Raw genomic sequence first — 14904 nt, 5'->3', positions numbered from 1 at the left:
GTGATCAACACCGCCCGGAGATGAACTTCATCGCGTCGTGAAGTGAAGGTCCGACCAATCCTTCAGCGGCGGATCGAAATAGCTCATGAAGGTTTCGGCGCCCTGCCGGTCGCCCTGCACCGTTGCCGCATTGCTTTCGATCAGATGAGCGAGGGTCGTATCCCCGGCGGCGAGGCGGGCAAGGGCTGCTTTCGTCGTGCTGACGGTGAAGTCGGGAGAGGGGGGCGCCTGAGTATAGACCTCCGCTATGCCACGGCGGATTTCGATCCCGGCCTGATCGCCACTGTCCGAAAGCACGAAGGCCAGTGTCTTGTGTACGTCCAGCGTGCGTTCGGCTTGCAAGCGCGGAGCGAACAGGCCGATGATGGCGCGGCCCGGCATGGCGTTGAACTGGGCGACGCGCGCCTGCGGTGAAGCCACGCCGCGGAACCAGTCATTCTGGATCTGCAAAGGCGCTCCCTCCAGTTCCTGCGCGGACGTAAGATACCAATTGCGGGCATTGGCGTTCACCTCTGCATAGCCGAGCTGCCGCAGGGCCTGCGCCTTCAGCTTGCGCGCGTTCATATTGCTAGGGTTCACGCGGATGACGTCGGTCAGCATGTCGGCGACCCAGCGATAATCTCTGGCTGCGAGCGCCTTCTGCGCCTCCGCCACCACATGCGCTTCGCCGCCCATCAGCGCTAGGTTGCGCTGCGCCCTGTCCTTCGGTGGAAGCAGGTTGAGCGTCGTCGGATCGCCTTCGAACCAGCCGAAATAGCTGGCATAAAGCTGCCGGACGCTGCTGCTCACCGATCCATAGAATTGCGCGAGATAGGGATCGTCGCGCAGATGCGGGGGCAGCTGCGAAATCGCGGCGGCCAGTTCATCCGGGCCATAGCCCTTGTTCATCAGGCGGACGGCCTGATCATGGACATATTGGATGGCATCGCGATGATTGGTCAGCACGCTCGCCACCTTGTCGCGGCCGAGCGCGGGTCTGCCATGGCTCAGCACCAGATATTCGGCGGGGAACGCGCGCACCCGGTCGATGGAGCGATACCAGGTGATCGGATTGCGGATCTCCGCTCCGCGCAGCGTGTAGAGGTTCGGGAAAGTCTCCCCCATCAGCAGATCGCCGGTGGCCAGCATCTTGAGGTCAGGCATCCAGACGGAAATCGCGTCATCGGTCTCACCGGGCGTCCGCACGATATGAAGCCGCACGCCCGCGATCGTGACGTCCAGCGTGTCGTCCACCAGCTTGTTCGGCGGCACCAGGCCGACCGGCCCCGCGACCATCGCCGGGCCGGTGCCGTTGTTCACGACGCCTTCCGGTCCCTTCGGAAGATAGGCGCCGAACATATAGGCGAAGCGCGCCGTCATGATGTCGCGCGTGAACAGCGGATTGGCCTTGGCCGTTTCGGAGCTGGCGAGCAGCTTCATCGTGTCGGCTTGCGAAATCACGGTCACCTTGCCAGACATGGCGTCCTGCGGCTGAACGAAGGCCGCCGCCCCGCCCAGATGGTCCATATGGTGATGCGTGTAGATGATGCCCTTGACCGGCAGCTTTGAAATCTTGCGGAACTCCGCCTCCACCGCGCGGCCGGAGGTGAGGGATTCCGTCGTGTCGATGATGATGAGGCCATCATCGCCGATGACCATGGTCGAATTGGCATCGCCATAGCCGACCGCGACATAGACGCGGTTCGATACCTTGTAGACCTTGGGCTGCATCGCCTTGGACAGGGCCGTCAGCTTCGGATTGATCGTCGGCGCGGGCTTGTCATAGGCGAGGTTGGCTGGCGCGGCGGCGGCGGACAGCGTTCCCGCGCAAGCGCAGGCCAGCGCCGCCGTGCCGAGGATGAAGCGCCGAACGGATTGTTTCGCACGGAAGGTCATGGGGCAACGTCCTTTGTTCATCTTTGCTGGGGGCGATATTCGCAATGAGAGGTTCATCGGCCATCTACGGAAAAGGCCATCAGGGCATTTCCCCCACGGCCAAGCCCCGCGCCCGCGTTGACATAGACCATGCCGCCCGCGATCGTCTGGCCGCCGCGTCCCATCGCCCCGCCGCGGGCCTGCGCGCCGTTCACCGCGTTGATGGTCCTGGCCATGTCGAAGCTCCAGACGATGTCGCCGGAACTGGCGGCATAGGCGCGGATGTGGCCGTCATTGGAACCGGCGAAGACGATGCCGGGAACAGCGCTGGGCGGCGACCGCTGGGCGGCGCTGCAAAAGTCCTTGCCCCATGAACAGACGGCAGGCTGCGCAGGCTTGCGCCAGACCTGACGGCCGGTGGCAAGGTCAACGGCCGCCATGCCGCCTTCGGGCTGATCGAAGGAGATGGGAAAATAGGCGATCTGCCCCACAACCGCCGTCCCGAAGGTAAGGCTCCCCTGCGGGTTGGGCCGCGCGAGGCGGGTCTGCCACAGGATCTTGCCCTTGTTATCGGGGTCGAAGGCATAGACCACGCCCCCCTTGCTGCCCGCGACGAGGATGTCCTTGCCGCTGTTCAGCGTGACGAGCGCGCCGGGCATGGAGAGATCGGAATCCGGCCCAAGTTTGCGCGGACAGTTGGCGTGCGGTTTCCGGTCGCACCCGGCGACCCAGGCATCCTGCGGCAGCGCCTGGCTGCTCCAGCGGATCTGGCCGGTGCGCAGGTCGAACGCGATCAGGGCGTCCGAAGCACTGGAGGCGGGCTCGGTATAGGCATTGCCGGTCGTCACATAGACGGCGCCGCGTTTGGGATCGATCGTCGGAGCGGACCAGACGGACGCACCGGCGGGGCCGTAATTCTGAGCGCCCGCCGCGTTCACTTTGGTGGGCCTCAAAGGCTCGGTGAAGACATCCTTCGACCAGACGATCCGCCCGGTGACAGCGTCGATCGCGGCGAGACCGCCGCGCGCCTTACAGCATTCATAGGTCGGCACTGGCGCCATCTGGCTTTCAAAAGCGGCGATGGGGACGAACAGGCGGTTGCCGTAGAGCACCGGCGAACCGGAGATGCGGCGCGTCTCTTCGGTGAATAGGCGGGTCGCCCAGCGCTGCTTGCCTGTGCGCGCGTCAAAGGCGGCGACGTTCCCCAGCGCATCGGCGACGAACAGCATCCGCGCCTTCGCGCCGCCGGGTGCCTGAACGGTGCCGATGACCGGCGCGCCCCGCACTTCTCCGGGAACCTTGGCGGTCCAGCGGGTGCAGCCGGTGCGTGCGTCGAGCGCGAACACATTGCCCTTGGCGCTGGCGCCGTAGAGCCAGCCATCCGAAACCACGGGCAGGCCGCCGACGCCGCCGGGATAGGCAAAGGCCCATTTGAGCTTCAACCGGGGCACGTCCGCCGCGGCAAGCCCGCCTGCGGGCTGGAAGCGGCGGTTGGTGAGATCAGAGCTCCACCCTGTCCAGCTTCCATCGGCCGATGCCGCTGCCGGTGGGGCAGGGGTCTTGCACATATTGGCGGTCAGCGACGGTTCGCGCAGCGGCTTTTCCTGCGGCAGCATGGCCGCCAGCAGCCGTTTTTGCGCGTCGGTCAGGCCAGCCGCCATTGGTTGCATCACGCCGGTCGTCAGCGCCGCATAGATGCGTTCGCGGGTAAGGGAGCCGAGCACGGCCCGGCTTGGCGTCGGCCCGGAAGGATGATCGTGGCAGGTGGAACAATTCTGCTTGAAGAGGACGAAGCCTTCGACGGCCAGGTCTGCGTTCATCACCGGAAAGCCGTTGTCCAGCGCCGGGCCGCTGATCGCAGCCGCTTCATTCGCAGCAACCGTTTCATTGCCGTCATTAGGCGCCTGGCAACCGCCGAGCAGCAGGGAGCCCCCAAGCGCAAAAAGGATGGAGCGAAGGCTCCATCCGTTCGAACCAGACCCTATCATCTCACTTGCCGACTGGTTTCGATGCCGGTTGGCCATTGGCAGGCGCAGCAGGCGGTACGGGTTCCCGCTCCTCCAAAACCCAGGCGGTTTCCTCCTGACGGCTGGCGAAAACCCATGCGCCCGCCACCTTCTTGAACCTGTCCTTGTAGACGGCGATGCGGAAGATTTCGGCAGGCTGACCCGCTTTCGCCTGGATCGTGGTGAGGAAGCTTTCCGCCTGCGCGCTGTTGCCATCGGGCGCGATGTCGATGCGGGTGTTGGTGACCATATGGCGCACCGTGGTGCCCGGATCGCCGCCCAGATATTTGCGCACCAGGGCGGAAACCTGTTCTGACCCGCTGGCGATGACCTGACCCTGCGGACCCAGGAACGCGCCATGGGCGAACAGCTTGCCGTAGGAATCGAAATCCTTGGCGGCCAGGAAGGCGCTATAATCGGCGATCAGCCGTTCGATATCCTGCTGGTCGGCGACGCGCTGAAGCCGTGCCGCCAGAGAAGCCGGTGCGGGAGTGGCTGCGTGCGCGGCAGCGGCTCCCACGTGCAAGGAGCATCCGGCGAACATCAATCCCAGCAGCCGTCTGGCGAATATATGTCTCATTCTCTCTCCATTTCCACCGGACGGCTGCTGCTTCCCTAGAAGTGATAGCGGAGCGACGTGCCGTACATGCGGGGCTCGCCATAGATGCTGGCAGTAAAGCCCGTGCCCGCGCTGCTCGCGCTCGTGCTGCTGATCCGGTACAGCTTGTTCGTGACGTTGGTCATGAAGAAGCGCGCGTCGAAGTTCGACCCGAACAGCCCATTCCAGTCGAGAGACAGGTTAAGCAGGCCGAAAGAGTCGATCTTCGCGTCAGGTTCGTCCCTGATGGTCGAGACGGGAAGCGAATATTTGGTCCCAACCCATGAGTAGCCGGCATTGGCGACCAGCGTTCCGACATCATCGCCCAGCGGCATGCTGTACCGCGCATTCAGGTTGAACTGATGCTTGGGCGTATGCTGGAAGGGCAGGCAGGACATATCGAGCGCGACCGTCTGACCCGGAGAGGCCGGTAGTGCGACTGGCCCGTCGCAGCTATCCTTGAAGCGGATGCGCGGATCACCCGCGACGATCAGCGTGTACTTCTTATATTTCGCGTCGGTATAGGCGTAGCTGCCGGACAGTTCGAGGCCGGTGACGGGCCGGATTACGCCTTCCACCTCGATGCCGCGGATGCGGGCAGACTCCGCGTTGAACACGCGAGAGCCGCTGTCGAAGCCGCTGGCTGGCGGGGGAAGGCCGTTGGGTGCATTGTCGGCGGTGGCGCGCTGAATGTCCTTATAGTCGAGATTATAGGCAGAGACGTTAAGCCGGACCGGCATGTCGGCGACCCTGAAATCACTCTTCACGCCGATTTCATAGTTGGTGACATATTCGGGCTGGAAGGTCAGCACTTCGACGCGGGGGCCGCTCGCGTTGAAACCGCCGCTCTTGTAGCCGCGCGTCACCCGTCCGAACAGCAGCAGGTCGCGGTTCGGCTGATAGTCCAGGCCAATGGTCCAGGTCGGCGCGTTGGTGTCGAGCTTGGCGCTTGCGGTCGGGATAACGACGAAGGCGGGCGCGATGCGCGAACCCTTGATCGTGTCCCAGGTATGCCGGTAGCCGCCGGTCAGCTTCAGATTGTCGAGGGCGGGCGAGAAGGTGCCGAGATCCAGTGTCGCCTGGAAGTAGACGGCCGTGCTCCTGGTGTCGATCTTGGCGAATGTGCCGCCAAGATTGCCGACATTGAACGATCCCGTACCCTGGAACCCTTCGGGCTTGGTGTGCGACAGGAAGCCGCCGAACACGAAGTCGAGCTTGCCATCCAGCATCTTGCCCTGGATCTGCGGTTCCTCGGTGATCAGGCTGAGATTGGTGGCTTGGTAGGACGAGCCCGCAGCGCCCAACTCAGGATATTGCGCAGCAAAGCCAGGCGTCACCACCGCGGGGATGTTCGCCAGAATCGGAGCGATCGAACCGTCCAGATCCCAGGCGAAACTCTGTTTCATCCGCTGGTAGCCGAAGATGTTGCGGAAGGTCAGAGCGTCATTCAGCCTAACGCTCAAAATGTCCGTCACGCTGGTGATATCGACCTTGAAGAAGGTGTCGGTGTTAAGCGCAACTTTACGCGGGCCAAGCTCACGCTGGCGCGCGAGTATTCCCTGGATGATCGCGGGGTTGAAGGATTGAGCCGGCACGAAGGGACGCAGATAGGCAAGGTTCGCGGCGAGACCAGCCAGATTCGCGTTGTTTCCGTTGCTCGCTTCCAGATAGGTGCCGGTGCCGTTCGTATCGGACTTGGTCTTGTAGGCGACGAGGTAGTTTTCAACGCCATCGGTAGGGGTGAACAATATCCCGATCCGCGCGGTCCAATAGTCGCGGTCGTCATAGCGCTTGCCAGCAAAGCCCGGCCCGCGTCCAGCAGGGGCGAGGCATCCCACCGTGCTGGCGACGCAGACATCGGTGAAGCCGAATGCCTCTGGCCCAACATCCTTGGTGAAACCGTCGCGCTTGGCGTATTTGCCGCCGATACGGATCGACAGAATGTCCGGCACAACCGGGATGTTGATCGCGCCTTCGAATTCGCGATCATTATAGTTGCCATATTGGCCCTGGATGTAGCCCTCGAAATTCTGGGTGGGCCGCTTGGGGCCGACCAGCAGCGCGCCGCCTGTCGTGTTGCGGCCGAACAGCGTTCCTTGCGGGCCGCGCAACACCTGGAGCGATTCAAGGTCGAAGAATAGCCCCGGTCCGCCCTGGTCGCCCAGAACCGATCCCTGGATCAGCGGCACTTCGGCGAAATAGTTCACGACGCCGACGGGCGCGCCGAAGGTCTGGCCCTGGCCGCGCAGCGTGATCGATTCCGCATCACGCTGGGTTCCGTTGGGGCCGACGATGACGGACGGAACCTTTCCCAGCAGGTCCTGCGCGCTGGAGATATTCTGTTCGCGCAGGCTTTCATTGCTGAAAGCGGTGACGGAAACGGGCGTGTCCTGGATTGATTCGGCACGGCGTTGGGCGGTGACCACGATCTCGCCCATTTCGGGGGCAACCTGCGGATTAGTGTCCGTTGTCTGCGCCAGAGCCGCTGTGGAAGCCAGCGCCGTGCTGGCCAGGAATGCAGCCAAAACGGGATATGTGTAGGTCTTCATATTTGCTTCTCCCCTTTCGACCCTACGTCACCTCTCTTCGAAGAGTGGGCGTACTTATACGTAACGGTCGCGTACTATCGCGTCCTGCTACAGGCTGTTTTCCGCTTGAGCAAGCCCGCTTTTCCGATAAGGACAGGATGATGAAAAATGGCATGGTGAGGAGCGCGGCAGAACGGCAGGGGGAAGCAGATCAGCGCGACCGCATACTCGAAGAAGCAGAAAGCCTGTTTCTAAAGGAAGGGTTCGATGGGACGACCATCGACATGATCGTCAGCCGGGCGCATATCAGCAAAAGCGATTTTTACCTGCATTTCCAAAACAGGGACGATGTTTTCCTGGCGGTCGCGCGGCGGTTGATCGTGTTGTCCGGGCGCTTTCTTCCGATCCCGGACGGACCGCTGTTCGATCAACTTGCCGCTTTGGGGCCGCTCATGCGCCGCGGGCAAGTCATGCAGCCGGGAATCGGCATCCTTCGCGCGGCCATCGTCGCCAATCGCTTTTCGTCCGACGTTGCCCGTCAGGTCTATTTGCGCCGCGCGAGCCAAGGCGACAGTCTCGCGCGATTGCTCATGAAGACGGCCGAAGCTGACGGTGCGCGCTTCGACGACGCTTCGCTTTGCGCATATAGATTTGGCGCCATCGTGACGGATGGTCTTCGGCATCTTGCAGGCCTGCCGATGCCGGGGGCGGATGATCAACGCGCCTTTGGCCGCTATGCCGCGCATATATTCCTCTACGGATATGCGGCCCGTGAGGACGGATCATCGCGCGCGGGCATAAAGGAAGGGGGAAAGCATGGCTGGATCGCGCCGCAGCCCGTTTTTCCTGATCTGCCACCTACCCGCAAGTCTCAGGAAAGCTGGAACGCCGTTCTTGACCAGGCCTGGTCCGTGTTCAGGCAGGCGGGCTATGATGCCGCCAGCATGGATGGAATATCGGACCGTGCGGGATTGCCCAAGAACACGATTTACCGGCGGTTCGGTTCAAAGGCAGGACTGTTCCTTTTCACTGCCCGGCGCCGGATCGACATGATATTGGCGGCACCCGTCGAACTTGAAAAGGGTGCATTCACCGCCCACGAGATACTCACTGGCGTGATGCTCGACATGCAGAAGCGCTTCTGTTCCGAAGATTGTCTTGCGCTCAGCCGGATTCTCATCGCCGGAGCGGGTGAGCATGATGTCATGACCAGTACGGTCTGCGAATATCTCGTTCAGCAGGTGATCGATAAAATCCTGCCTATTGTCCTGTCGCTTATCCGCACAGGTGATCTTGCGATTGGCGTGGCGCCGGACCTTGCCGCCTGGCACATCTTCGTGCTCGCGACCTTCGGCAGCCGCTTCCTCTTCATCGCCCCAGAAGGCGCCGAGGAACAGCTTGCCCTGGCCAGCGAAGCGGCAGAACAGTTCCTGTTCGGAATCTTCCGGCCGCCCCTGTAGGAAATGGCGGGCCGGTGAACGGGCCCGGATACAGGATTGTCCCGCCGCTGGGCTGTCATCCGGCGGCGGGACAGGCAGGCGGCCCGGGGGGAGGGGCAGGCCGCCGCCTGGTTATTCGGCGGCGTTCAGCATCGGCACGCCATAGTTCGGATCGTCTTCATTGCAGAGGCGGTTGCTGTCGAGCCACAGCCCTTCTTCGACGGGCGTGATGTTCAATTCCCTGCGAATGTCGCTGATCTGCCAGTCGGTATAGGCGCGCCAGTCCACCAGCATGAGAGGATATTTCCAGTTCCGCCCCTGCTGCGCCCCACGATATTCCGCCTCCAGGTTGAGGACCATGGCTTCGGGATAGTGCAGCCCGTCCTTCATGATCGTCTTCGCCTTGAGGTAGGTCGCAATGCGCGAAAAGAAGGCGGACAGTTCCGGGTGGAAATAGCGCGCTTTGGCATGCATGTTCGCGGTGAGCAGCGCGACTTCGCCGCCATGATTGGGGCCAAAGCCCGTCACCATATGTTCAATGTCATGGGTGAGCGCGGTCTGGCGCAGGTAGAAGGTAAAATCGTTGACGACCTGTACTTCCTGAAAGAACAGGTCTAGCTGATAGCCTGAATTCACCATGAAGTCATGGATGGCTGCGCCCAATGTTCCCGCTTCGCAATGGGCGAGTTCAGCGATGGTGAAGTCTGCCAGGCGGCGTTCCGAAAGCCATTTGGCGAATTGCGGAAGCCGCGCCTTTTCCATTTCGAACAGTTCGATGATCCGGGGCATGTCCTCCAGTTCGTGCAGTATCGCCGCGACTTCGGGAATATAGGCGGTGTTGGGCATGTCCGGCCCGTTCCGCCGCAACATTTCCTGCGCGATCAGCGCGCGTAATGGCGCGTGGTTGAGGTAGCGGGACGAACTGACCAGCACGCTGCTGTCCGTCGTTATCGTTTTGATGCGGCCGTTGAAATATTCGCGGTCGGCATCGCCGATCTTGGCTTCGATCATGTCTTGCATCCTTCCTGTGCAGGCGCGCCGCTCCAAAGGGCGCGCCCTGTCCTTCATTCAGCGGCGATGGCGAGGTTGGGCGATCCAATCACCGGGGAGAGGAATTCGCCCGGCTTCGCGCCCGTGTAGGCGCCGTTTTCGAAGGTCGGCACGCCGTTCACCAGCGTCAGCCGTGTCGGCATCGGCTTGCGGGTGAAGCGCCATGTGGTGCCGCCGCGCCCGTCTGGAACGTCGAACGCCTTTTCCATCGCTTGCCGCTGCACCTCGTCCAGATTGAAGACGGCGATGTCCGCCTGCTTGCCGGGCGCGATCACGCCCCGGTCGGCAAGGTTGAAGTGGGCGGCGAGCTTGCCCGTCATCACATGCACCGCTTCCTCGATGCTGAGCTTCTTTTCCTCGCGCACATATTGGGTGAGCAGCAGCGCGTTCTCACCGCCGCCGCAGAGCATCTGGAGATGCGCGCCAGCGTCGGAGATGTTGCCGACCGTTTTGGGATCGCGCATCAGCTCGATCGTCAGTTCCTCATCCTTGGGGAAGGGCGCCATGTGGACGGTGGAGCGGGTGCCGTTCTTCAAGATCCAGTCCGCCATCGCGTCCGAGCGGTGAAGCCCCAGAGACTCCGCATATTCCTTCAAGGTGATGTTGAGCGGCCCCGTACCGTTTTCGCTGTCCAGCAGATAGAGGTCCTGCGGGTTCTTGAGCGGTGAATGCGGCCAGGCGCTGTTGTCCCAGCTTTCGCGTGCACGAGCGCGCCAGTCGGGATCGGCCAGCAGCCGCGCTTTTTCCGCATGATCGTCGGCCAGCACCACCTCATGCCAGACATAATCGTTGGACTGGGCGAAGATCAGCGACTTGACGAGGCTGAGCGTCGAGGTCGGCGACACATGGGCAAAGCCCGGCCAGACATCGACATCGGCCTCCCGCATCTTGCGCAGGCTGTCCTGCATGGCGGGCAGGATGCCCTTCTGGAATTCAAGCGTCGGCACCGCGCCCGCGATCTGGACGCGGATCTTGCGGCCCGACAGAAGTTTCGACAGCCGTTCCAGATTGGCGGGACCCGTCATGCGCATGAAGGTGTCGACGATCACCTGATAGCAGCAGTTGGGATAGCGCTCCATCACATCGAACAGGGCGGAAAATTCCGCGTCGTTCGCCATCAGGGTCGGAACGGGCCGATCCTGCCCGTCATGGTCGTGCATATTGTCCGACATGCCGAGCGCACCCGCTGCCAGCGCGTCATCCAGAAGCTCGCACATGCGCGCAATTTCTTCCGGCGTCGCTTCGCGATCCCACGCCTCGATCCCCATCGCCGCCAGCCTGATGGCGATATGGCCGACATAGGCGGCATAGTTCAGCGGCACCTTCACATTGCGCTCGACCGAGGCGCGATATTCGGACCATGTGTTCCAGTCCCAGGGCAGCTTTTCCATGAAAGGCCCTTCGGGAATATCCTCGAAGAAGGAGAAGATGCCGATCATCTCGCGCTGGGCGGGCATATATTTGTGCAGCGGCGCGGCGGAAAAGCCGCAATTGCCAAGGATCATCGTGGTCGCGCCATAGCCGGGCAGCGGGTCGAGATCAGGCTGCCACCACATGGTGCCGTCATAATGGGTATGGCTTTCGATGAAGCCCGGCGTCACATAGCATCCCGCCGCGTCGAACAGCCGTTCGACCTGCGGCTCAAGGCCGGGCCCGACCTCCGCGATCTTGCCGCCGCGCACGCGCACGTCGGCCTGGAAGGCAGGCGCGCCGGTGCCGTCGACCACCGTACCGTTCCTGATCAAGATATCGTTCATCGCTCTCCATCTCCTACGATCCTCTCCTCGCACGGGCTTGCGTCGAGGGGGGCTTTTCGCGGGGAGCATGCTACGCCCGCCATCGTGGATGCCGAAGGGCGCACTTGAAAAAGGGATCAATATCCGTGCATCATCGGATCATCATGCGATCCGATTCCACAAGCGCCGCCATGTTGAGCGTCCTTCGCCGGCACCTGCGCAGCGAAGGATGGACGGCGGTGCGGCTGGCCCGCGAACTGGGAGTCGGGGAGGCCACGGTCAAGCGCTGGCTGGCGGGCAGGTCGCTGTCGATCGACCGGCTGGAGCGGCTGGCGGGGCTGTGCGGCACGACCATCATGGAACTGGCGCATGAGGCGGAGCAGGCGCGGTCGGGCCTCGCGCGCGAACTGACATTGGCGCAGGAACGGGCGCTGTCCGCCGATGTGTTCCTGTCGCTGCTGTTCATGGCGCTGATGGCGGGGGCGAGCCCGCGCGAACTGGCGCAGGATTTCGACATCGCGCCAGCGGCGCTGGATGTCGCGCTCGCCAAGCTGGAGCGGCTGGCGCTGATCGACCGCATCCGCGACGACAAGGTGCGTCCGCTGGTCGATCGCGCGCTCATCTTCCGCAAGCTGCCGATGCGCGGCCTGTTCGAAAAGCATATGAAGCAGCAGTTCCTGGCGATGGACTTCGCCGCGCCGGACGCGGTCTATGCGTCCGAACTGTTGAAGCTATCCAATGCGGGCATTGCGCAGCTCGCCGAGATGATGGAGCGGTTCCGCCGGGATACGCATGCGCTGGCCGAGCGGGACCGGGAGAACAGTCTGCTCCAGCGCCAGTGGATCGCCATGCTGTGCGCCATCCGCCCGTTCCGCACGACTGGGTTGCAGGAGGAGCAGGGCGGGATAGGCCGGGGTGGCTGAAGAGCGCTCACTTATAGTGATCTAGCAGGCTATTTCGGGCGAGAGAGTAGTTTTGGTTCGCGCAGAGGCGCAGATGGCGCAGAGTTTTTGGTTCACGCGGAGGCGCGGAGGATTTTTAAAGAGGACCTTTGGTCCTCATCCTTCCAACTCTGCGTTCTCTGCGCCTCTGCGCGAATTAAAGATGAGCTTGCCCATAGCGGCGTGCTGCTCCTCCTGAGGGCTATCTAATCCAATTGGAGGATGGCAGGGCGCGGCCTTCATGCATTAGCCTCTTGCCCAAAGATGGAAAGGAAGAGGCAGATGGGCGGCAAGGCTTTCGCGGGAAAAGTGGCGATCGTCACCGGCGGCGGGTCGGGCATCGGCCGGGCGGCAAGCAGGCTGCTGGCGGCGGAAGGCGCGCAGCTTGTCGTCGCCGACATCGCGATCGACCAGGCGCGGCGGACCGTCGAACTGATCGAGCAGGCGGGCGGCGAGGCGATCGCGGTGCGCGCCGACATTTCCAGCGAAGACGATAATCGCGCCATGTTCGACGCGGCGGCCGACCGCTTTGGCGGGGTGGACCACGCTTTCCTGAACGCAGGTATCCTTCAACCCTATATCCCCTTTGAAGAGGTTGGGCTGGACCTGTTCGACAGGCTGGTCGGCGTCAATTTGCGGGGCACCTTCATGGGCGTGCAGCAGGCGCTTGCCCGGCTGCGGCCGCGGGGTAGTTGCGTCGTCACCGCTTCGCTGGCGGCGGTGGTGGGTTTTTCGGAAGCCGCCGCCTATTCCATTTCCAAACATGGGCTGGTCGGCCTTGTCCGGTCGGCCGCCGGTCCCTTCGCCGCGCGCGGGCTGCGCATCAATGCGATCTGCCCCGGCATGGTGCTGTCGGGCATGACGGGTGGCGCGGGGCTGGAGACGCTGGTCGATCCGGCGGAGCTTCCCGACCCGGCCTATCGCGGCGGCTTGGAGGCGCAGCATATCGCGGAAGCCGCGCTGTTCCTGCTGGGGCGCGGGGCGGCGGCGATCAACGGGCAGGCGCAGAATGTCGACGCCGCTTTCCTGGCCGCCTTCCCGCCACTGCCGGAACTGCAATGATGGCTGGTGACGTGCCCGGCTCTGGCCGGATCGGGTAAGCGAACCCGATGAAATTCATCGCGAAAATGGGTTGATCGACGATGAAGCATCCTTAACTTGGGTCGAGGCGTTGATGCCTTGTTCAACTGTGGTCGTGTGTCTTTTGCTATTCGGCGCGCGTCCGCATAGCCGGAGAAATGAACAGATGCACCGTGCTCTGCTGACAGCCCTTTTCCTTTCCGCATCCGTTACCGCCGCCGCCGCGCAGGAACAGTCCGGCGCCGCGCCTGCTTCCGCGCCCGCTGCCGATGCTGCCGCCCCGGCGCTCAGCCAGGCGCAGATCGCCGCCTTCAACAAGGCGGTGACCGACTTTACCGCCGGTCAGACGGCACAGCAGAGCGGCGACAATGCAACCGCGCTCGCCAAATATGAAGCCGCGCTGCCCGCCATCCGCGACGCGGTGAAGACGCAGCCGGACAAGATCGAGAATGTGAATTTCCTCGCCAACGCGCTCTATGCCGCGGCGGCGGCGAACGCTGCCTTGCAGAAGATCGACGCGATCGCCCCGCTCTATGAGGAAAGCCTGCCGCATTGGCGCAAGGTGGTTGCCGCCAAGCCCGCCGACGCGCAGAGCAGGGGCGTGCTGACCGGCGTGCTGATCCAGCTTGGCAATTTCAAGCTGGGCAAGCAGGACAAGGCTGGCGCCGCGCCGCTCTATGCCGAAGCGATCCCGCTGGCGCGCAAGGCCGTCGCCGAACAGGCCAATCCGGTGAACCGCAACCTGCTGCTCGCCGCGCTCATCGGCGCGAGCCAGACCAGCGAGGATGCCGCGATCAAGGCGGAAGCGGCGTCCCTGTCCAAGGCGATGATCGCGGATGGCACTGTCGATGCGGCGAACAAACCTTCGGCGCAGGTGCTGGCTCAGGCGGCGGGATGATCCGCGCCGGTTAAGGTTTCTGAAGGGCTTCTTTTTGGGAGGAGCCCTTCGGCGGCCTGATTGCGGTAGGCGCTCCGGGGAGGGCTTTGACAGGCTCAGCCCGGACGGGTGAGGTTGATGGGTCGGCCTACCGCCACTCGACGATCGGTTCGTCCTTGCCCGGCGCCATGAAGGCGACGCGTTCGAACTGTACCGCGATGAGGCAGCGCGGGGCGGTGGCCGGAGTTTCCTGTGAACAGTGGACGGGCTGGCCATCGGGGAAGCCGGAAAGCCTGCCTTCCAGTTGAAGCTGATAGCCTGCGGGAGATGGGCTTTCTCCCTCCTCCAGCTTGACGGTGGAGGTATAGGGGCGGCCGCCCCGGCGGAGCGTGCGCGGGCCGCCGGGAGAGTAGAATTCAGCGATGGCAAGGCGCTGCGCGCCGGGGTCCGGCACGGTGTCGGGCATGGCGCCGGACGAGGCGAGATCGCCCGCCCCGCATTGTTCGGCGCGCGTCCAGGGGCGGCGCAGCCAGAAGCCCTCCACCGCGTCGAATTCCATCTCGCTCGCGAGCTGCTTCACCCATGCCGCGTCGGTAAGAGCGGCGGGGCGCGCGGTCAGGCGCAGCGCGCGGCTCTTGGGGGTGAAGCTCCAGCCTGCCCAGACGTCCGCATCCTTTTCCGCCATTTCGCCATGGCAGCCGAAGGGAATGCGCAGGACGAAGGAGCGCCCGGCCAGCGCCGCATTGGATTGGGGCAGGGGCGCGCCGCTCGCCACCGCGTCTGCGGCGCTGGCTG

12 protein-coding genes and 1 pseudogene are annotated in these 14904 nt (G+C 63.4%); 5 read left to right on the top strand and 8 right to left on the bottom strand.

The annotated features are described in order from the left end of the window. Positions 1 to 27: 27 nt before the first annotated feature. The 4 genes from L288_RS30580 to L288_RS30570 form a co-directional block, all read right to left on the bottom strand. Positions 28 to 1875, bottom strand: a complete 1848-nt coding sequence (locus tag L288_RS30580) for an alkyl sulfatase dimerization domain-containing protein (protein ID WP_021238003.1) — start codon at positions 1873 to 1875, stop codon at positions 28 to 30. Positions 1876 to 1928: 53 nt separating this feature from the next. After that, positions 1929 to 3674: an outer membrane protein assembly factor BamB family protein gene (locus L288_RS0121495; RefSeq protein WP_161625647.1), complete on the bottom strand. Its 1746-nt coding sequence runs from the start codon at positions 3672 to 3674 to the stop codon at positions 1929 to 1931. A 169-nt stretch (positions 3675 to 3843) separates the two neighbouring features. Continuing rightward, positions 3844 to 4440, bottom strand: coding sequence for a nuclear transport factor 2 family protein (locus tag L288_RS30575; protein ID WP_084465703.1), 597 nt, complete (start codon positions 4438 to 4440; stop codon positions 3844 to 3846). 35 nt (positions 4441 to 4475) lie between these two features. Further along, a complete protein-coding gene (locus tag L288_RS30570; RefSeq protein ID WP_021238000.1) occupies positions 4476 to 7007 on the bottom strand; it encodes a TonB-dependent receptor in 2532 nt (843 codons plus the stop codon). On the opposite strand from L288_RS30570, the pseudogene L288_RS44260 reads away from it, so the two are divergent. Beyond that, positions 6974 to 7291 (top strand): annotated as a pseudogene (locus L288_RS44260) (hypothetical protein); the annotation flags it as partial. The gene L288_RS30570 and the pseudogene L288_RS44260 overlap by 34 nt on opposite strands. Here L288_RS44260 and L288_RS43850 read toward each other — a convergent pair. After that, positions 7238 to 7669 carry a hypothetical protein gene (locus tag L288_RS43850; protein WP_236613016.1) on the bottom strand — a complete coding sequence of 144 codons (432 nt, stop codon included), beginning with the start codon at positions 7667 to 7669 and terminating at the stop codon, positions 7238 to 7240. The pseudogene L288_RS44260 and the gene L288_RS43850 overlap by 54 nt on opposite strands. Here L288_RS43850 and L288_RS43845 point away from each other — a divergent pair. Next, on the top strand, positions 7649 to 8446 hold the full coding sequence (locus L288_RS43845; RefSeq protein ID WP_236613015.1) for a TetR/AcrR family transcriptional regulator: 798 nt from the start codon (positions 7649 to 7651) through the stop codon (positions 8444 to 8446). The two genes, L288_RS43850 and L288_RS43845, sit on opposite strands and share 21 nt — an antisense overlap. Before the next feature lie 111 nt (positions 8447 to 8557). Here L288_RS43845 and L288_RS30560 read toward each other — a convergent pair whose 3' ends face one another. Together L288_RS30560 and L288_RS30555 are read right to left on the bottom strand one after the other, a co-directional pair. Further along, positions 8558 to 9436, bottom strand: coding sequence for a Coq4 family protein (locus tag L288_RS30560; protein WP_021237998.1), 879 nt, complete (start codon positions 9434 to 9436; stop codon positions 8558 to 8560). A 53-nt stretch (positions 9437 to 9489) separates the two neighbouring features. Next, on the bottom strand, positions 9490 to 11232 hold the full coding sequence (locus tag L288_RS30555; protein ID WP_021237997.1) for an N-acyl-D-amino-acid deacylase family protein: 1743 nt from the start codon (positions 11230 to 11232) through the stop codon (positions 9490 to 9492). Positions 11233 to 11402: 170 nt separating this feature from the next. Between L288_RS30555 and L288_RS30550 the strand changes: the two genes are divergently transcribed. The 3 genes from L288_RS30550 to L288_RS30540 all read left to right on the top strand — a co-directional run bounded on the left by L288_RS30550 (position 11403) and on the right by L288_RS30540 (position 14130). Beyond that, on the top strand, positions 11403 to 12134 hold the full coding sequence (locus tag L288_RS30550) for a helix-turn-helix domain-containing protein (RefSeq protein ID WP_030539942.1): 732 nt from the start codon (positions 11403 to 11405) through the stop codon (positions 12132 to 12134). Positions 12135 to 12434: 300 nt separating this feature from the next. Next, on the top strand, positions 12435 to 13214 hold the full coding sequence (locus L288_RS30545) for an SDR family NAD(P)-dependent oxidoreductase (protein WP_021237995.1): 780 nt from the start codon (positions 12435 to 12437) through the stop codon (positions 13212 to 13214). Positions 13215 to 13398: 184 nt separating this feature from the next. After that, positions 13399 to 14130, top strand: a complete 732-nt coding sequence (locus L288_RS30540) for a hypothetical protein (protein ID WP_021237994.1) — start codon at positions 13399 to 13401, stop codon at positions 14128 to 14130. A 127-nt stretch (positions 14131 to 14257) separates the two neighbouring features. Here L288_RS30540 and L288_RS0121490 read toward each other — a convergent pair. Beyond that, positions 14258 to 14904, bottom strand: a 647-nt coding sequence (locus tag L288_RS0121490; RefSeq protein WP_031304274.1) for a hypothetical protein, incomplete at its 5' end; no start/stop codon positions are given.

It is taken from the genome of Sphingobium quisquiliarum P25 (genome assembly GCF_000445065.1).
Classification (GTDB): Bacteria; Pseudomonadota; Alphaproteobacteria; order Sphingomonadales; family Sphingomonadaceae; genus Sphingobium; species Sphingobium quisquiliarum.
The sequence above is the reverse complement of the archived record's forward strand: the minus strand, read 5'-3'. Positions and strand labels throughout refer to the sequence as shown.

Bases quoted from the DNA above. Each gene is read 5' to 3' on its own strand.
- L288_RS30580 (WP_021238003.1), bottom strand. From the start codon at position 1,875: ATGACCTTCCGTGCGAAACAATCCGTTCGGCGCTTCATCCTCGGCACG.
- L288_RS0121495 (WP_161625647.1), bottom strand. From the start codon at position 3,674: ATGAACGCAGACCTGGCCGTCGAAGGCTTCGTCCTCTTCAAGCAGAAT.
- L288_RS30575 (WP_084465703.1), bottom strand. From the start codon at position 4,440: ATGAGACATATATTCGCCAGACGGCTGCTGGGATTGATGTTCGCCGGA.
- L288_RS30570 (WP_021238000.1), bottom strand. From the start codon at position 7,007: ATGAAGACCTACACATATCCCGTTTTGGCTGCATTCCTGGCCAGCACG.
- L288_RS43850 (WP_236613016.1), bottom strand. From the start codon at position 7,669: ATGCCGAAGACCATCCGTCACGATGGCGCCAAATCTATATGCGCAAAG.
- L288_RS30560 (WP_021237998.1), bottom strand. From the start codon at position 9,436: ATGATCGAAGCCAAGATCGGCGATGCCGACCGCGAATATTTCAACGGC.
- L288_RS30555 (WP_021237997.1), bottom strand. From the start codon at position 11,232: ATGAACGATATCTTGATCAGGAACGGTACGGTGGTCGACGGCACCGGC.
- L288_RS30550 (WP_030539942.1), top strand. From the start codon at position 11,403: ATGTTGAGCGTCCTTCGCCGGCACCTGCGCAGCGAAGGATGGACGGCG.
- L288_RS30545 (WP_021237995.1), top strand. From the start codon at position 12,435: ATGGGCGGCAAGGCTTTCGCGGGAAAAGTGGCGATCGTCACCGGCGGC.
- L288_RS30540 (WP_021237994.1), top strand. From the start codon at position 13,399: ATGCACCGTGCTCTGCTGACAGCCCTTTTCCTTTCCGCATCCGTTACC.